The sequence below is a fragment of the Rhizobium sp. NLR10b genome, assembly GCF_019685435.1.
Lineage (GTDB): Bacteria > Pseudomonadota > Alphaproteobacteria > Rhizobiales > Rhizobiaceae > Rhizobium.
This window is the reverse complement of record NZ_JABDWV010000013.1, coordinates 123,235-140,856: the sequence shown is the minus strand read 5'-3', so window position 1 is coordinate 140,856 and position 17,622 is coordinate 123,235. Positions and strand designations below refer to the sequence as shown.

Below are 17,622 nucleotides of genomic sequence, written 5' to 3'. Positions count from 1 at the left end.
CTCCGGTAGCGAATCCGGAGCCCTCGTCCTCCCTCAAGCCGGCAGCGTTCACGGCCATCAATCCAGTCGTTCCCATGACAATTCTGATCACCGCCATTTTGGATGCCGGACGAAGTGCCGTCGACATCGCGATATTCACCTTTCTGCCGCTCATGATCGTGACGTTTTCGCTGATGCGCTACCTCGAGGGCGTGAGTGCACTGCGATCGATCGCCGACAAGGCCAGCCCGCTCTTCCGACTTTTCGGTCTGGACGGTTTCGGGGCCTTGGCAATCATCCAGCTCAGCCTCGTCAGTTCGGCTGCCCCTGTCGCCGCCCTGTCGCTGATGGTGCACAAAGGAAGATCGGAGAAATTTATTGCCGCCGCCTTTGCCGCGGTGCTTGCGGCCGCACCGGCGAATGCCAGTTTTCCGCTCGCAAGCCTCGGGGTCGATCCGGGTTTGATCATCTTAAACGGCATTTGCGGAGCGCTCGTTGCGTCCACTCTCGCCTGTTGGATCGTTGGACGCCGTTCCTTGCCCGGAAAGATCTGTTCCTGCGACAGGGCGGATGACCGCGACGTCGCAAGGCATGATCTGCTGGCTGCGATCAATCGCGGCGGCGCGGATGCCATTGGCGTCATTTCTGCGATCCTGCCGATGCTCGTGATCTCACTTGCTCTGGTAAGGCTTACCCAGAGCACAGGCGCGCTTTCGGCCGTCACGTCTGCTGCGCAGCCATTGGTTCAGCTGCTCGGCGCCTCGCAGCAGGATGTCCTGTTCATCCTCACAAAGTGTCTGGCAGGATCGAGCGCAGCGGTCACGCTGTTAATCGACGCCCACAAGCAACTGAGCCTTCCGCCTGAGAAAATCATTCACGGATCCGCATTTCTGCTAAACCCTCTCGACCTTCCCGGCCTCTCCATCCTTGTCGCTTCGGTGCCGGCGCTCCGCTCGGTCGCAGGCGTCGCCGTCTTCAGCGCATTGGCCGGAATCCTCGTCCGCACAGCGCTGCTATCCTGGCTTTGAGCCAGGCGGTCGGATTTGCGATAAGCGCGATGGCTACTCCCTTCCTCGGCTTCCCTTCAGCATCGACCAGCTATAGAGGAACAGTCCCGCCCAGATCAGCGGGAAAGCGATCATGCGCGCCATGCCGAGCGGCTCGTGAAAGGCGAAGACGGCGATCAGGAAGATCATCGTCGGCGCGATATACTGCATGATGCCGATCGTTGAGAGCTTCAGGAGTTTGGCGCCGTTGGCATAGATCATCAGCGGCACGGCGGTGACGACACCGCAGCCGAGCAGCAACGACGTGTCGGCAAGGCCGGTACGGTAAAAATGGCCAAGACCGCTGCCATATTCGAGATAGAGGATGTAGACGAGCGCCGGCCCGCTGAGAATCAGGACCTCGAGGAAGAAGCCCTGGTTGGGCCCTAGCGGCAGCGTCTTGCGGAGCAGGGCATAAAAACCCCAGCTGACCGCCAGCGTCACCGCTACCCATGGAATGCCGCCGCTGTCCAATGCGAGAATGGCGACGGCAAGCGCCGCCAGCGCGATCGCTGCGATCTGCAGCGGTTGCAGCTTCTCCTTGAGCAGCACCGCACCGAGGAAAATGCTGAACAGCGGATTGATGAAATAGCCAAGCGCTGCATCAAGCGAATGGCCGGCGCCGATCGCCCAGACATAGGTGCCCCAGTTGACGGTGATCAACGACGCGGTCAGCGCGCCCATCGCCAGCATGCGCGGCGAGCGCAGTGCCGCGCGGATATCGGCTGTTCGCCCGAGCAGAACCAACACGATCCCGGCCAGCGGCAGCGACCAGACGATGCGGTGGGCGATGACTTCGGCCGGCGGAATATGCGCCACCGCCTTCATGTAGAAGGGCAGGAAGCCCCAGAGCAGATAGGCTGTCAGCGCAAAGGCGAAACCGCGCGGACTGTCTTCGTTCTTGATTAACGGAACGGATGCATCGGTCGACATCGGGTGTTTCCATCTTTGTTCTTCTTCTGATCCGGCCTAGCTTAAGCGCCGTGAATAGGCCAATTCATTTCGTTGAACCGACCCTCGATGGATCTGGGGCGAGACACTGGCGGCGTTTGCCCGCGGTTAGCCGAACCGGCGGGATGGGATTATTCCGCCGCGATCCTGCCGGCCAACTGCCGGTTCTTCATCAGCTTGTAGATAACAGAGTCCATCAGCGCCTGGAACGACGCGTCGATGATGTTCTCCGAGACGCCGACCGTCCACCAGCGCACGCCGTCGCTGTCGGTGGATTCGATCAGCACGCGGGTGATCGCCTCCGTGCCGCCATTCAGGATGCGCACTTTGAAATCGGCGAGCACCAGATCGTCGATTTCATGCTGATACTTGCCGAAATCCTTGCGCAGTGCGAGGTCAAGCGCATTGACCGGGCCTTCTGCATCGGCAACCGACATCAGCGTCTGGCCGTCGATGGTGATCTTGACCACCGCCTCCGAAACGATCTTCACGCGGCCAAGACTGTCGAAGCGGCGCTCGATCATCACCCGGAAGCCTTCGATGGTGAAGAATTCCGGGATCGTACCGAGCGTGCGGCGCGCCAGCAACTCGAAGCTCGCATCCGCTCCCTCATAGGCATAGCCGATGGATTCACGTTCCTTGACGATCGAGATCAGGAGATCGAGCTTCGGATCGTCCTTGGCGACGATAATGCCGCGCCGCTTGAGGGCATTGATGAAGTTCGCCTTGCCGCCCTGGTCCGACACCATGACCTTGCGGAAATTGCCGACGCTTTCCGGCGGCACGTGTTCGTAAGTGCGCGGATCTTTCAGCAGAGCGGAAGCATGGATGCCGGCCTTGGTGGCGAAGGCGGAGGCGCCGACATAAGGCATCTGGTGATCCGGCGAGCGGTTGAGCAACTCATCGAAGGCGTGCGAGAGCCGGGTGAGGTTGAGCAGCCGTTCCTCGTCGATCGCCGTTTCGAAACGGCTGTTGTAGGCACTCTTCAGCGCCAGGGTCGGGATCAGCGTCACCAGATTGGCGTTGCCGCAGCGCTCGCCGATACCGTTCAAGGTGCCCTGGATCTGCCGGACGCCGGCTTCCACGGCAGCAAGCGAATTGGCGACCGCCTGGCCGGTGTCATTGTGAGCGTGAATGCCGAGACAGCGGCCGGGAACACCTGACGCGATCACCGCTTCGACGATGGCGCGGACCTCCGGCGGCTGCGCTCCGCCATTGGTGTCGCAGAGCACGATCCAGCGCGCACCGTTTTCATAGGCCGTCTTCGCGCAAGCGATCGCATAGGCCGGATTGGCCTTGAAGCCATCGAAGAAATGTTCGCAGTCGACGATCGCCTCCTTGCCGGCGCCGACCGCCGCCTTGACGCTTTCGGCGATGCATTCGAGGTTTTCCTCGTTGGTGCAGCCGAGCGCCACCGCGACATGATAGTCCCAGCTCTTGGCGACGAAACAGACAGCGTCGCTTTTGGCCTGCAGCAGCCCGGCGATGCCTGGATCGTTGGAGACCGAAACGCCTGCCCGCTTCGTCATGCCGAAGGCGACGAAGGTGGCCTGGCTCGTGCGCTTCTCGCTGAAGAAGGCGGTGTCCGTCGGATTGGCGCCGGGATATCCACCTTCGACGTAATCGAGGCCGAACTCATCGAGCATGTCGGCGATCGCAATCTTGTCCTCGACGGAAAAGTCGATGCCGGGCGTCTGCTGCCCGTCCCGAAGCGTCGTGTCGAACAGATAGATGCGTTCTTTCATGTCGTTTCCTCCCGGCGAGCGGGTGTTGTTGTACTGCGGATGCTGCCCCTCATCCGGCTGCCGCCCCCTTCTCCCCGTTCTGACGGGGGAGAAGATATATGCCGGAGCGTCTCGCTGGGCACGTCCCCTCTCCCCGCGAGCGGGGAGAGGGTTAAGGTGAGGGGCTGCCCCAAATCATCAGTCCGGCTTCCCGGCAAACTTATCCGTCGCCCGGATCAACTGATCGAGAATCCCCGGCTCCGAATAGGCATGGCCCGCACCCTCTATCAGGTAGAACTCCGACTTCGGCCAGGCCTTGTGTAGCAGCCAGGCATATTTGGCAGGGCAGGGCATATCGTAGCGACCATGCACGATCACGCCCGGAATGTCCTTAAGGCGGCCCGCATCCCGGATCAGCTGCCCTTCGTCCATCCAGCCGGCATTGACGAAGAAGTGGTTCTCGATGCGCGCGAAGGCATAGGCGAATTCCGGCTCCTCGAATTTGCCGCTGGTCGCCGGCTCCGGCAGCAGCGTGATCGTTTCGCCTTCCCAGATGCTCCAGGCTTGCGCGGCCTCAAGGCGCACGTTCCGGTCCTCGTGCGTCAGACGGCGATGATAGGCATGCATCATTTCATGCCGCTCTTCCGGGGGAATGGGAGCGATGAAGCGTTCCCACTTATCCGGGAACATTTCCGAGACGCCGAACTGGTAGTACCAATCGAGCTCGGCCTTCGTCAGGGTGTAGATGCCGCGCAGGATGAGCTCGGACACGCGCGCGGGATGCGTTTCGGCATAGGCGAGCGCCAGCGTCGAGCCCCAGGAGCCGCCAAACACCTGCCATCGGTCGACACCGGCCATTTCGCGCAGCCGCTCGATATCAGCGACGAGGTGCCAGGTCGTGTTGGCATTCAGTTCCGCATGCGGCGTCGACTTGCCGCAGCCGCGCTGGTCGAACAGCATGACGTCGTAGCGAGCCGGATCGAAAAGCCGGCGGTGGGCGGGCGAGATGCCGCCGCCCGGGCCGCCATGCAGGAAGACGGCTGGTTTGGCGCCGGGCGTTCCCGAGCGTTCCCAGTAGATCACATGGCCGTCGCCGACATCGAGATGGCCGGAGGCATAGGCTTCGATTTCGGGATAGAGCGTGCGCAATACCTCGGTCATATTTTCACGCCTTTCGCGGGCCACGCCCGGGTGTCGTGGTCGGGATGCTGAAAGGAGATGATCGCCTCCTGCCGCGCGTAGAAATCCGGGTCCTTATAAACAGGAGCGTCGAAGATTTCCTCGACCCAGGGCAGGCGGGCCTCGTAATTGACCTGGATCTGCGGCGCGAGATCGCTGCGGTCGTCGAAGGTGCCGATCGCAAGCTCCAGCCCACCTGGATGCCGGTAGGTCATCGGCGTGCCGCAATTGCTGCAGAAGCCGCGATCGATATTGACCGAGGATTGAAAATAGCTCGGCTCGCCGCGCGTCCATTCCATCCCTTCCTCCGGTGCTGTGACCAGCGCGGAGAAGAAGCCGCCGAACTGCTTCTGGCACATGCGGCAATGGCAGATCGACGGCCGCCCCAACTGGCCCGATATGCGGAAGCGCACGGCGCCGCACTGGCATCCGCCTGTTCTGATCTTATCCGTCATGTGTTTCTCCGAGTGGCCAATGGGAAGTGTCCTGATCCGGGTGCTGATGGTTACTTGCCGCGATCGCCTCCTCGCGGTCGGGCGTTTCAGGCTCTGGTTCCACCGGCAGGCCGTCGAGTGTGTGGAACCACGACACCTTGCGCCCGGTGTTCGATTGCATCACGGGCTTGACCTTATCGGGCTCATCAAGCGAGCCGAGCGCGATGTTGATGAAGTCCGCTTCCGGAATATCGTAAAACAGCGGCGTGCCGCAATCGCCGCAAAAGCCGCGCCGGACGAGATCGGAGGAGCGGAACCACTTCGGTTCGCCGCGCGTCAGCTGGAAACGCTCGCGCTTGGCCGCAGCGAGCGGCAGGAAATAATTGCCGGCTGCCTTCTGGCACATGCGGCAATGGCAGATATGGGGATAACCCAGTTCGCCCAGCGCGCGATAGCGAACCGCGCCGCACTGGCATCCGCCGGTCTGTCTCGCCGTTTCCATCAGGCACGCTCCTCCGGCGGCCAGACCGGCGTATCGTGGTCGGGGTGCTGGTAGGAAATCAGTTCGTGCAGGAAGGAGCCCGCCGTCAGATCCGCCTCGGTCCGTTCTCCCGGCAGTTCGTGCAGATGATCGACGAAGCCGATCTTGCCTTCCAGACCCCATTGAATGGTCGGCGGCAGCTGCGACGGATCGTCGAACGCGCCCGCCGCAATCGCCATTCCGTCCGGCGCCTCATAGGTCAGCGGCGTGCCGCAATCGCCGCAGAAACCGCGCTCGACGAAATTCGATGAGCGGTACCTTTTGCGCTCCCCCCGCGTCCACTCAAAGTCTGCGCCGCGCACCGAGACCAGCGGTGCATAATAGGCTCCGAACGCCTTCTGGCACATGCGGCAATGACAAATCGACGAATCCTTGAGTTCGCCGCTGACGCGGAAACGGATCGCCCCGCACTGGCAGCCGCCGGTATAGGTCTTGGTCATGGCAGGTCCCTCCGCCAGGATGCCGATAAAAAAGAGAAGACCCCTCCCATATTTGCGATTGCCGGGAGGTTGCTTCGAAGCAGCGTGGCATCGCAGCCCCTCACCCTTGTCGGGAGGGGTTGGGGAGGGGTATTTGCGGCAACTTCGCCGATCACCGCTTGACCTCCCACGTCGTCACCCGCTCGCCGGTCACCACATCCTTACCGTCCTTCAGCTGGATGCCCTTTGCCGTCAGCTCGTCGCGAACCTTGTCTGCCTCGGCGAAGTTTTTCGCCTTCAGCATTTCGAGACGCATAGCGACCAGCGCATCGACCGCTGCTGCGAAGGCTTCATCGATTTCGACCTTCTTCGGCAGCACTCCGAGGAGCGCCGCACTTGCGGCGAAGACGGCATCGTTGCCGGATTGCGCCAGCGCATGCAGCGCTTGCACCGCCGCGACCGTATTGAGGTCGTCGGCAAGGGCATGGAGCACGGCCTCGTCAGGCTCGGCATCGCCGGCTTCCGTCGCAGGCCACTTGGCGAGCAGGCGTTCGGCCTCCTCCAGCCGTTTGATCGAGAAATCGATCGGCTCACGGTAGTGCGTCATCAGCATGGCAAGACGCAGCACTTCGCCCGGCCATTTGCGGCCGCCGAAGGTTTGCGTGTGCAGCAGCTCGTGGATGGTGATGAAATTGCCCTCGGATTTCGACATCTTGCGGCCCTCGACCTGCACGAAGCCGTTGTGCATCCAGACATTCGCCATCACCTCCGTCCCGTGGGCGCAGCGCGACTGGGCGATCTCGTTTTCATGATGCGGGAAGATCAAGTCCAGCCCGCCGCCGTGAATGTCGAAGACATCGCCGAGGTAGCGCCGGCTCATCGCGGAGCACTCGATATGCCAGCCGGGCCGGCCGCGGCCCCAGGGGCTCTCCCAGCCGGGTTCGTTGTGGCTCGAGAGCTTCCAGAGCACGAAATCGCCCGGGTACTTCTTGTGCGCATCGACGGCGACGCGGGCGCCGGCCTGCTGTTCGTCGAGCGGCCGCTTCGAGAGCTGGCCGTAATCGGCCATGGATCTGGTGTCGAACAGCACTTCGCCTGCCGCCACATAGGCATGCCCGTTGCCGATCAGCTTTTCGATGATCTGGATCATCTCGGCGATATTGTCGGTGGCGCGCGGCTCGACATTCGGCTCGAGGCAGCCGAGTTCGGCGACATCCGCGTGAAACTGTGTCTCGGTCTTTTCGGTGACCGCGCGGATCGCGTCGTTCAGCGGCAGCTCCGGATGATCTCTGAGCGCCCGCGCATTGATCTTGTCGTCGACGTCGGTGATGTTGCGGGCGTAGGTGACGTGATCTCTGCCATAGACATGGCGCAGCAGCCGGAACAGCACGTCGAAGACGATGACCGGCCGGGCATTGCCGATATGGGCGAAATCATAGACCGTCGGGCCGCAGACATACATGCGGACATTGTCGGGGTCGATCGGCGCGAAGACCGATTTTTCCCGCGTCAGCGTGTTGTACAGCCTCAGTTCCGGCGTGCGGCCCATTTCACTCTCCCAAATGCACGATCAGAAAAATATCGCGACCGGCAGGCCGGGCGTTTCGCATCTTGACTATTGGGGAGACGAAAACGGCCAGGCCAGCGCGTGCGCTAGCGAATAATCTTTCCGCAGATAATGCAGATAACCGTTTTCATGCCGCGTTTTATGGCGCGGGAATGACGTTTGGTCAAGAGGGGCGAGGAAGGATCGGCGGCAACTGGAACGACCTCTCCGATGCCGTGCGTCCCCTGAGGCTTGTCTGCCATTTTCGTGGCGCAAATCGCGTATAGCCGCTTCAAAAGCTGCTGAAAACACGGGGGAATGAGTGGCAAGCGTTGTTCGATGGACGATCGGTGCGGCTGCAATTCTGGTGGTCGCATCCGCCGCATATTTCGCATACGATTTCGGCATGCTTCGCTTCAACTATCCGTCCTTATCGCAGTATCCAATCCAAGGCATCGATGTCAGCCATCACCAGGGCGACATTGATTGGACGACGGTGGCCGCGCAGCCGAACGTGCGTTTTGCAATCATGAAGGCGACCGAAGGCGGCGATCACAAGGATTCGAGATTTGCCGAGAACTGGCAGCGTGCCGGAGATGCTGGGGTGGTGAGAGGCGCCTACCATTTCTTCATCTTCTGCCGCCCGGGCAGGGAACAGGCGCAGAATGTACTGGCGACGGTGCAGAAGGCGCCGCGCACCCTGCCTATCGCCATCGATCTGGAATTCGTCGGCAATTGCAACAAGGTCCCGACGGTCGATGAGATGGCGACGGAGGTGAATGCCTTCGTCACCGAACTGAAAGCCATCTTTCCGGAAAAGCCGATCTTCTACGTCACGCAGGAATTCTTCGATCAATATCTGAAGGGCAATGAGGCCCGCTTCCCCGAGCACTACCTCTGGCTGCGAAGCGTGTTCGACGAGCCGACGCAGGAGGGGTGCAATCGCTGGTCGATCTGGCAATTTGCCGACAATGGCGCCCTGGACGGCATCCGGGGACCAGTGGACCTCAATGTCCTATGCCCCGCCGAAACAGATTTCGCACATCTGTTCCCGGCCGTTGCCGCGAACTGAAGCGTCCGTTTATTCCGGCAGGCGGTAGTCGACGAGCTTGTTCTCGCGCACGATGAACAGCTTGCCCGTCTCTGTCACGCCCGGACCGAGCAACGGCAGGATCGCCTTGGCGACCTCGGAAGGATGCGGCAGCGTCTGCGCATCTTCGCCCGGCACGGCCTGCGCCCGCATCGCCGTGCGGGTGGCGCCCGGATCGACGCTGGTGATGCGCAGCGGCGTCGATTGGCTCTCGCCGGCCCATGTCCGGGCCAGTGCCTCGACAGCGGCCTTGGAGGCGGAATAGGCGCCCCAGAAGGGCCTGCACTTGTGGGCCGCGCCCGAGGAGAGGATCACGGCGCGGCCGGCATCCGAGCGGGCGAGCAGCGGATCGACCGAGCGGATCAGCCGCCATGTCGCCGTCACGTTGATGGTCATCACCTTCTCGAACACCTTCGCTTCGATATGGCCGATCGGCGAGATGACGCCGAGCACGCCGGCATTGGCGACGAGGATGTCGAGCTTGCCCCAGCGCTCGAAGATCGAGCCGCCGAGCGCGTCGATCGCGTTCATGTCGGCAAGGTCGAAGGGCACGAGGGTCGCACTGCCGCCGACGGCTTTGATCGCATCGTCGAGATCCTCCAGTCCGCCGACCGTGCGCGCGCAGGCAATGACATGGGCGCCAGCTTTGGCAAGCTCCAGGGCTGTGAAGTAGCCGATGCCGCGCGACGCACCGGTGACGAGTGCGATCCTGCCCTCAAGATTGATGTTCATCTGCCCGGTTCCGGATTTGCTTGCGAAGGTGAGGGGCGCAATAGGCCCCTCGGAAGCGAAAGTCAAAGCGGCAGCGGCTCAGCCGTTGCTGGCAAGCATCGAAAGCTTGTTGCCCATGGATTCGCCGTTCTTGTCGAGCAGCCGGGTCGGATAGTCACCGGTGAAGTAGTGGTCGGTGAACTGCGGGCGGGCCGGGTTGCGGTCCTCGCCGCCGACGGCGCGGTAAAGCCCGTTGATCGACAGGAAGGCAAGCGAATCCGCACCGATATATTTGGCCATGGCTTCGACGTCGGCATACTGATTGGCGAGCAGCTTGTCGGCGTCGGGCGTATCGATTCCGTAGAAATCCGGGAAAAAGATCATCGGACTGGCGACGCGGATATGGACTTCGCGCGCACCGGCCTCGCGGATCATCTGTACGATCTTCAGCGACGTAGTACCGCGCACGATGGAATCGTCGACCAGTACCACGCGCTTGCCTTCGATCATCGCCCGGTTGGCGGAATGCTTCAGCTTGACGCCGAAGGCGCGGATCTGCTGCGTCGGCTCGATGAAGGTGCGGCCGACATAGTGGTTGCGGATGATGCCGTATTCGAACGGGATGCCGCTTTCCTGCGCATAGCCGAGAGCCGCGGGCGTGCCGCCATCCGGCACCGGCACGACGACATCGGCATCGACAGGCGATTCCTTGGCGAGGTTCATGCCCATGTTCTTGCGCGTCGTATAGACGTTGCGGCCGCCGACGACCGAATCCGGACGGGCGAAATAGACATATTCGAACAGGCAGAGACGCTCCGGTTGCGGCTTGCTGGGCTTGCGGGCATCGACGCTGATCGAGCCGTCAGCCTGGATTTCGCAGATGATGACCTCGCCGTTTTCCACGTCGCGGATGAACTTGGCGCCGATGATGTCCAGCGCGCAGGTTTCCGAGCAGAAGATCGGCTTGCCGTCGAGTTCGCCCATGACAAGCGGGCGGATGCCGGTGGGGTCGCGTGCGGCAATCAGCTTGGTGCGGGTCATGGCAAGCATCGAATAGCCGCCTTCCATTTGGCGGATGGCGTCGATGAACCGGTCGGATGTCGAAGCATGGCGCGACCGGGCGATGAGATGCAGGACGACCTCGGTATCGGACGTCGATTGACAGATGGCGCCAGTTGCGATGATCTGGCGGCGCAGCGTCAGGCCATTGGTGAAATTGCCGTTATGGGCAATGGCGATGCCGCCTTCCTCCAGTTCGGCAAAAAGCGGCTGCACGTTGCGCATCGCCACTTCGCCTGTCGTCGAATAGCGCGTGTGGCCGATCGCTATGCTGCCGGGCAGGCGGGCCAGCGTCATCGGATTGGTATAGTGATCGCCGACCAGGCCCATATGACGCTCCTGATAGAAGCGCTTGCCGTCGAAGGAGACGATGCCGGCTGCCTCCTGTCCGCGGTGCTGCAGGGCATGCAGCCCGAGAGCCGTGAGAGCTGCGGCATCGGGATGGCCCAGAATTCCGAAAACACCGCATTCTTCATGCAGCGTATCTCCGTCGAGCGGATCGTCGATTGGGAAGGAATGGGACTGGTTCATTTCTGCGGGCCTCTGCTCTCACAAGAATGGATCGGCATTTCCAATATCATATACCGGAAACCTGGCAGCTTTCCGATAACGTCATGCTGAACGACATTTGCTTTCAAAGCTCGTTTTCCGGCTCTGAAACGGCTGAGGCCCGGCGGAGCTGGAATGCCCGGCCGGACCTTAACTTTACGTCCCGCTCAAATGGCAATTGCCGGACGGCGGGTCAAGCTCTTGAACACTGCGTCAATTCGCCGGCTGCTGCGCGCTGCCTGCAGGCGCGTCTTCCGCCGGCGCTTGATCGGCCGCCGGCGGCGTGGCGCCTTCGCTGCCCTGTGCCGGCTGCATCTTATCACGGAAGCTTGCCTGTATCATCTGGGCAAACTGCTCCGGCAGCACCGCCTTCAGCTTCACGACCATAGAGTCCAGGAAGGGCTTCGACTTGGCCTCGTTGACCCAGGCCGGCCGGTGTTCGACATCGACCAGCCAGTTCCAGAAGGCGACGGCGACGACCATCAGCAGCAGGCCGCGGGCCGCGCCGAACAGGAAGCCGAGGGTGCGGTCGAGAGCGCCGATGCGGCTGTCGATGATGAAATCGGCGATCTTCATGGTGATGAAGGAAATGACGATGAGCGCGATCAGGAAGACGACGGCTGCCGAACCGGCGATCGCGATGCGGTCGTCATCGGTATATTTCTTCGCATAGGGGAGCAGGTAGGGATAGAGGTAATAGGCGGCGGCGGCCGAACCGCCCCAGCTCGCGATCGAAAGGATCTCCCGCGAAAAGCCGCGGACCATCGCCAGCACGGCGGAGAAGAGCACGACGCCGATGACAATACCGTCGAAAATCGTAATGGGCATGTAAATTCAACTCCAGGACTGCCGCTCGGCGGCCGAGTCGCGCCTTATCGTGTGCCTCCTATATCATCACCATTCCCGGCAATGAAAGGATCAAACCTCGTCTTCCACACGCAGCGCTCCCTTCGACCCGGCGATGCGCGCCACCAGATCCGGCAGGCTTTCGACCTCGCTCCATCGTCCGCCGGATCCCTTCGGCAGCTCGGCGGAGGCGGAAGGAAGCAGCGCTGCGGAAAAGCCCAGCTTCTCGGCTTCCTTGAGGCGCTGGGCAGTGTGCGCAACCGGCCGGATGGCGCCCGACAGGCTGACTTCGCCGAAATAGACGCAATCGGCAGGAAGGGCAATACCAGCAAGCGAGGAAACCAGCGCCGAGGCGACGGCGAGATCGGCCGCCGGTTCGGAGATGCGGTAGCCGCCGGCGATATTGAGATAAACGTCGTGCTGGCCGAGCCTGACGCCGCAATGAGCCTCCAGCACCGCCAGGATCATCGACAGCCGGGCCGAATCCCATCCAACCACGGCCCGCCGCGGCGTGCCGAGCGAGGTCGGCGCCACCAGCGCCTGCACCTCGACGAGCACCGGACGGGTGCCCTCCATGCCGGCAAAGACCGCAGCACCGGGGGATTTTTCGTTGCGCTCGCCGAGGAAGAGCTCGGAGGGATTGGCGACTTCGCGTAAGCCTTTGTCAGACATTTCGAAGACACCGATCTCATCGGTGGGTCCGAAGCGGTTCTTCACCGTGCGCAGGATGCGGTAGTGGTGGCCGCGATCGCCTTCGAAATAGAGCACGGCATCGACCATGTGCTCGACGACGCGCGGCCCGGCGATCTGCCCGTCCTTGGTCACATGCCCGACGAGCACCATGGCGGCTCCCGTCTGTTTGGCGAAACGGATCATCGACTGCACGCCGGTGCGCACCTGCGTCACCGTTCCCGGTGCGGAGTCGGCAAGTTCGCTCCACAGCGTCTGGATCGAATCGATGATGACGAGATCCGGCCGTTTGCCCTCGGCAAGCGTCGCCAGAATATCCTCGACATTGGTTTCGGCCGCCAGCATCACATCGGTATCGGCCGCGGCAAGCCGCTGCGCCCGCAGCCGGACCTGCGCCACCGCCTCCTCGCCGGAGACATAGATGATCTTGTGGCCGCGCCGCGCCAGGGCGGCGGCCGCCTGCATCAGCAGCGTCGATTTGCCGATGCCGGGATCGCCGCCGATCAGCACCGCCGAGCCGCGCACGAAACCGCCGCCGAGCGCCCGGTCGAGCTCCGACATGGCGGTATGGATGCGCGGCGCCTCCTCGATCTCGCCCGACAGCGCCGTCAGCGTCACCGGCCGGCCCTTCTTCGGCGTCTTGCCGGGACCGGAGCCGATGCCGCCCATCGGGTCCTCCTCGACGATGGTGTTCCACTCGCCGCAATTGTCGCATTTGCCGGCCCAGCGGTTGTGAACCGCGCCGCAATTCTGGCAGATGAATTGTGTCTTGGCCTTCGCCATCAATCTTTCTTTCAGTCGCGTTCCACAAATGAAGCCATCGAATGCTTCATCGAATCATTGTCGTGCTCGAGATAATGGCTATCGCGATGGATCAAAACTAATGATTTCCCCATCAGCCTTCGCCGTGCCTATGCTTTTCGCCTGTGATCATCAGGAACGGTGGAAGATGTTCGACTATTCGTTCGCGCATTGGCTTGCATTTCTGTCGGCGGCGGTTTTGCTGAACCTCTCGCCAGGCCCAGACATCGCCTTCATCCTTGGCCATACGATGAGAGGCGGGAAAAGCGCCGGTTTTTCCGCATTGTTCGGCGTCTGGTCAGGCGCCTGCCTGCATGTTCTGATGGCGGCATTGGGCCTTTCCGCGGTGCTTGCCGCCTCTGCCTTGGCATTCTCTGCGGTCAAATGGCTCGGTGCCGTTTATCTCGTCTGGCTGGGCATTCAAGCTCTGCGCGCCAGCGGCGACGGTGGCCTGATCAATGCCACTGGTGAGGAAATCCCGGCCGCAAGGATCTATCGGCAAGGAATCCTGGTGTCGCTGCTCAATCCGAAAGTGGCGATATTCTTCCTGGCATTCCTGCCGCAATTCGTTGCCGAGGGGGCAGGGCCGGCATGGGCCCAACTGATGCTGCATGGCGGACTCATCATCGCCGTCGCCGCCTTCATTGAACCGCCGCTCGTGCTCCTCGGAGGACGCCTTGCCGATGCGCTCAGGCGTAATGCTAAAATCCGACGATGGCTCGATCGCAGCCTCGGCGCGTTTTTCGTGGCGCTCGGTGTGCGTCTTGCCCTCAGCAGTCGATGACAGCGAGGCCTATTCCTCGGCGACGTAGCGCCGTTCGTGGCGCAGCCCCATGCTGGTGAGGATCTCGTAGCCAATCGTGCCCGCCGCCCGCGCCACGTCGTCGAGGGGCATGTTCGTTCCGAACAGCTCGACATAATCGCCGGCGCGCACGGCGTTCTCCGGCAGGTCGGTGATATCGAAGATCGTCAGGTCCATGGTGATCCGGCCCGCGACCGGCACCTTGTGTCCGGCAATGAAGCCTTGCCCGCCCTGCGGCACCACCTGGCGCAGCGGTACGCCGCCGCTCGACTGGCTGCGCATATAACCATCGGCATAACCTGCGGACACGATCGCCAGCCGGCTTTCACGGCGAAGCTGCAGCGCTCGCCCGTAGCTGACGGTCTCGCCGGCCTCGACGGTGCGAACCTGGATGACGCGCGCTTCCGCGGTGGCAACCGGCCGCATCGGGTTGGCCATGCCGCAGACCGCCTCGCCGCCATAGAGCGAAATGCCGGGACGAGTCAGGTCGAAGTGATAGTCTGCGCCGAGAAAGATGCCGGCCGAGGCGGCAAGGCTTGAATCGATGCCTTCATACGCGGCCGCAACCCTACGGAATGATTCGAGTTGCTGCCGGTTCATGGCATGGCTGGGATCGTCGCCGCAGGCGAGGTGGCTCATGACCAGCACCGGCGCAAAGCTGGCCGGCCGCGAGACGTCGTCGGCAAGGGCAATGGCGTCGTCGATGCGCAGCCCCAGCCGATTGAAGCCGGTATCGACATGCAGCGCGCAGGGATAATCGCCATAATCGGCAAGCACTGCCATCCAGAAGGCGAGTTGTTCGTCGGACGAAATCACTGGCACAAGATCGTTCTCGAAGAAGCGCCGTTCGGCTCCCGGCCATATGCCCGAGAGCACGAAGATGCGCGCCTCCGGCGCATAGAGGCGAAGCGTCACGCCCTCGTCGACGGTCGCGACGAAAAAATCCCGGGCGCCCGCCAAGTAGAGCGCTTCGCCGGCATCCTCGATGCCCATGCCGTAGGCATCCGCCTTAACGACCGCGGCGGCGCGCGCTGCGCCCGAGCGGCGCGCCATGTCGCGCCAGTTCTCCGTCAGCGCGGTCAGGTCGACCGTCAGCCGCAGTCCTGCGGAAGCGAAAAGATCGTCGTCTTCGAATGGGATGGGAAAATCTGTCATGAATCGCCGTGAAGAAATGGAAGGTAACCACCCGAACCAGTCTAAAGACGATTGTGGTCAAGGGAAAGCGCAGGCAGTCCACATACCACCCTTTGCCTCTTGTCCGATCACTTTTGTTCAAGACGCCTACCAGCTTCCGCGCTAATCTTAGCGGATGCACAACGTATCCCAGAAAGAGGCCGCGGAGGCCATGCCGCTTGCCAATGTGGAATCGGCCCGCTTCTGGCGGGATACCCGTTTCCGCGGCATGGAGTGCCTGAGCGCCACCTTTCTCACGCATGAGTATGCGCCGCATGCGCACGATACCTTCAGCATCGGCGCGATCGAAAGTGGCACTCAGATTGCCACCCTCAGCGGCAGGCGGGAGGAAACCGGGCCGGGCGATCTTTATCTGATCGATCCCGGTGTCATCCATGACGGCGCCCCGGGCGGTGAAGGCTACCGTTACCGTATGGTCTATCCCGACATGAAGCTGTTCGTCGATATTCTGGAGGATGTCACTGGCAAGGCCTTCCACGCGACGCCGTCCTTCGCCGGCGCGCTTCCACGCGATCCTGAGCTCGCCAATGCCTTTCATGCCGCCCATCGCACGCTCGAAAGGGGCGCGGGGGCGCTGGAGGCCGATGAAGGCATGTTCTCGGTGCTGGCAGCGATCTTTGCGCGTCACGGCAGCACGATTGTCGTGCCTGTCGATACGCAGGAGCGAAGCGCCGTCGCCCGCGCCCGCGAATACCTGGTCGAGAATTTCGAAAGCGATGTCGGCCTTGAGGAGCTGGCGGGCGTGGCGGGATTGAGCCGCGCTCATCTCATCCGCGCCTTCCGCAAGGAATATCATATCACGCCGCACGCATTTCTGACGGATCGGCGCGTGCAGGTGGCCCGCCGGCTGCTGCGGCAGGGGCACATGCCGGCCGATATCGCGCTTGAATGCGGTTTTGCCGATCAGGCGCATTTCACCCGGCATTTCAAGGCGCGCACGGGGGTAACCCCCGGCCAATTCCGCCTGGGCTGATCACTTTCGTTCAATACAGCCATGGTGGGCTGGGCTAATCCTCCGCGATCTTGATCAGGAGATTGCCATGTTGCAGCACAGCCGGCCATCCAGCGAATTTCTCGCCGGAATGCGTGCCATTTTTCCGCTTGTTATCGCCGTCTTGCCGATCGGTCTCGTCTTCGGCGCGGTCGCCGCCACCAAGGGCCTTTCGCCGCTGGAAACGACACTGATGAGCGCGCTTGTTTTCGCAGGCGGTTCGCAATTCGTGGCGATGGACATCTGGACGCATCCGGCAAGCTGGGTCAGCGTCGGCTTCGCCGCCCTGCTCGTCAATATCCGCCATGTGCTGATGAGCGCGTCGATCGGCACGAAGATGCAGTGCTTCACCGGTGTCAAACGTTATATCGCCATGCTCTTCCTCGCCGACGAGCTCTGGGCCATGGCGGAATTCCGGGCCGGCAGCACGAAGCTGACACCCGCCTGGTATGCCGGAATCGTCATGCCCTTTTACCTCACCTGGGTCGGCTCTTCGCTGACAGGCGCACTGCTCGGCGCCTTTCTCGGCAATCCTGCCGTCATCGGCCTCGACTTCGCCTTTCCGGCCGTTTTCGTCGTGCTCGTCATGGGCTTCTGGAAGGGGCCTGAAACCGGCGCAGTCCTTGCTGCAAGCGGTGCCGCTTCCGTTGCTGTCCACCATTTCGTCCCGAGCGTCTGGTATATCGCCGCTGGTGCGCTGGCCGGTCTGGCAATGGCCCTCTGGCAGGGCAGGGCGCGGGAGCAGGCGGCATGACGCTCGACCTCAACACCTTTATCGCCATCCTCACGATGGCTGCCGCAACCGTCTTCACCCGCGTCAGCGGCCTCATCCTGATCCGGCATGTCGAGACCGACGAGCGCCGGACAACGGCGATCGAGGCCATTCCGCCGGCCGTGCTGATGGCCGTCATCGCCCCGACCGCCTTTGCGACCGGCTGGGCGGAGACGCTGGCCTGCGCGGCAACGGCAATCGCCGCACGCCGCCTGCCGATGCTTGCGACCGTCGTGGTCGGCGTCGCGACGGTTGCATTATTGCGGGCCGCAGGGCTCTGAAGAAAATCGACGCGGGA

General features: G+C 62.3%; 18 protein-coding genes. 6 read left to right on the top strand and 12 right to left on the bottom strand.

Annotated features, from left to right (window positions below; all coding sequences use genetic code 11):
• Positions 1–74 precede the first annotated feature (74 nt).
• Positions 75–1,007, top strand: a complete 933-nt coding sequence (locus HJB91_RS21575; RefSeq protein ID WP_221155865.1) for a hypothetical protein — start codon at positions 75–77, stop codon at positions 1,005–1,007.
• A gap of 33 nt (positions 1,008–1,040) precedes the next feature.
• Here HJB91_RS21575 and rarD read toward each other — a convergent pair whose 3' ends face one another.
• From rarD to cysS, 7 genes are all read right to left on the bottom strand, one after another.
• Entirely contained in the window at positions 1,041–1,958 is a 918-nt protein-coding gene (rarD, locus tag HJB91_RS21570) for an EamA family transporter RarD (RefSeq protein WP_221123417.1), read from the bottom strand.
• A gap of 149 nt (positions 1,959–2,107) precedes the next feature.
• Complete coding sequence (gene cimA, locus HJB91_RS21565; RefSeq protein WP_210628456.1) at positions 2,108–3,721, bottom strand: citramalate synthase; 1,614 nt, start codon at positions 3,719–3,721, stop codon at positions 2,108–2,110.
• A gap of 177 nt (positions 3,722–3,898) precedes the next feature.
• The gene (gene pip, locus HJB91_RS21560) at positions 3,899–4,861 is read right to left on the bottom strand and encodes a prolyl aminopeptidase (protein WP_221155864.1); all 963 of its coding nucleotides are present in this window, start codon (positions 4,859–4,861) and stop codon (positions 3,899–3,901) included.
• Entirely contained in the window at positions 4,858–5,334 is a 477-nt protein-coding gene (locus HJB91_RS21555) for a GFA family protein (protein ID WP_210628454.1), read from the bottom strand. The genes pip and HJB91_RS21555 overlap by 4 nt, the downstream gene beginning before the upstream one ends.
• Entirely contained in the window at positions 5,324–5,815 is a 492-nt protein-coding gene (locus HJB91_RS21550; RefSeq protein WP_210628453.1) for a GFA family protein, read from the bottom strand. The genes HJB91_RS21555 and HJB91_RS21550 overlap by 11 nt, the downstream gene beginning before the upstream one ends.
• The gene (locus tag HJB91_RS21545) at positions 5,815–6,294 is read right to left on the bottom strand and encodes a GFA family protein (RefSeq protein WP_221155863.1); all 480 of its coding nucleotides are present in this window, start codon (positions 6,292–6,294) and stop codon (positions 5,815–5,817) included. The genes HJB91_RS21550 and HJB91_RS21545 overlap by 1 nt, the downstream gene beginning before the upstream one ends.
• Before the next feature lie 151 nt (positions 6,295–6,445).
• A complete protein-coding gene (gene cysS / locus HJB91_RS21540; protein ID WP_221123413.1) occupies positions 6,446–7,822 on the bottom strand; it encodes a cysteine--tRNA ligase in 1,377 nt (458 codons plus the stop codon).
• 319 nt (positions 7,823–8,141) lie between these two features.
• Between cysS and HJB91_RS21535 the strand changes: the two genes are divergently transcribed.
• Positions 8,142–8,891 carry a GH25 family lysozyme gene (locus tag HJB91_RS21535; protein ID WP_221123412.1) on the top strand — a complete coding sequence of 250 codons (750 nt, stop codon included), beginning with the start codon at positions 8,142–8,144 and terminating at the stop codon, positions 8,889–8,891.
• Positions 8,892–8,900: 9 nt separating this feature from the next.
• Here the strand turns inward: HJB91_RS21535 and HJB91_RS21530 are convergent, their stop codons facing one another.
• The 4 genes from HJB91_RS21530 to radA all read right to left on the bottom strand — a co-directional run bounded on the left by HJB91_RS21530 (position 8,901) and on the right by radA (position 13,547).
• Complete coding sequence (locus HJB91_RS21530) at positions 8,901–9,641, bottom strand: SDR family NAD(P)-dependent oxidoreductase (RefSeq protein WP_210628449.1); 741 nt, start codon at positions 9,639–9,641, stop codon at positions 8,901–8,903.
• 78 nt (positions 9,642–9,719) lie between these two features.
• Entirely contained in the window at positions 9,720–11,210 is a 1,491-nt protein-coding gene (gene purF / locus HJB91_RS21525) for an amidophosphoribosyltransferase (protein ID WP_221123411.1), read from the bottom strand.
• Between the two features lie 231 nt (positions 11,211–11,441).
• Positions 11,442–12,056: a CvpA family protein gene (locus HJB91_RS21520; RefSeq protein WP_221155862.1), complete on the bottom strand. Its 615-nt coding sequence runs from the start codon at positions 12,054–12,056 to the stop codon at positions 11,442–11,444.
• 90 nt (positions 12,057–12,146) lie between these two features.
• Positions 12,147–13,547 (bottom strand): DNA repair protein RadA, encoded by a 1,401-nt coding sequence (radA, locus tag HJB91_RS21515; protein ID WP_210628447.1) that lies wholly within the window; start codon positions 13,545–13,547, stop codon positions 12,147–12,149.
• 166 nt (positions 13,548–13,713) lie between these two features.
• On the opposite strand from radA, the gene HJB91_RS21510 reads away from it, so the two are divergent.
• The gene (locus tag HJB91_RS21510; protein WP_221123425.1) at positions 13,714–14,349 is read left to right on the top strand and encodes a LysE family translocator; all 636 of its coding nucleotides are present in this window, start codon (positions 13,714–13,716) and stop codon (positions 14,347–14,349) included.
• A 9-nt stretch (positions 14,350–14,358) separates the two neighbouring features.
• Here HJB91_RS21510 and alr read toward each other — a convergent pair whose 3' ends face one another.
• On the bottom strand, positions 14,359–15,522 hold the full coding sequence (gene alr / locus HJB91_RS21505) for an alanine racemase (RefSeq protein ID WP_221123410.1): 1,164 nt from the start codon (positions 15,520–15,522) through the stop codon (positions 14,359–14,361).
• A gap of 190 nt (positions 15,523–15,712) precedes the next feature.
• On the opposite strand from alr, the gene HJB91_RS21500 reads away from it, so the two are divergent.
• From HJB91_RS21500 to HJB91_RS21490, 3 genes are all read left to right on the top strand, one after another.
• On the top strand, positions 15,713–16,534 hold the full coding sequence (locus HJB91_RS21500) for an AraC family transcriptional regulator (protein WP_210628444.1): 822 nt from the start codon (positions 15,713–15,715) through the stop codon (positions 16,532–16,534).
• Between the two features lie 67 nt (positions 16,535–16,601).
• The gene (locus HJB91_RS21495; RefSeq protein WP_210628443.1) at positions 16,602–17,306 is read left to right on the top strand and encodes an AzlC family ABC transporter permease; all 705 of its coding nucleotides are present in this window, start codon (positions 16,602–16,604) and stop codon (positions 17,304–17,306) included.
• Positions 17,303–17,605 carry an AzlD family protein gene (locus HJB91_RS21490; protein ID WP_210628442.1) on the top strand — a complete coding sequence of 101 codons (303 nt, stop codon included), beginning with the start codon at positions 17,303–17,305 and terminating at the stop codon, positions 17,603–17,605. Before HJB91_RS21495 ends, HJB91_RS21490 begins: the two co-directional genes overlap by 4 nt.
• Positions 17,606–17,622 lie beyond the last annotated feature (17 nt).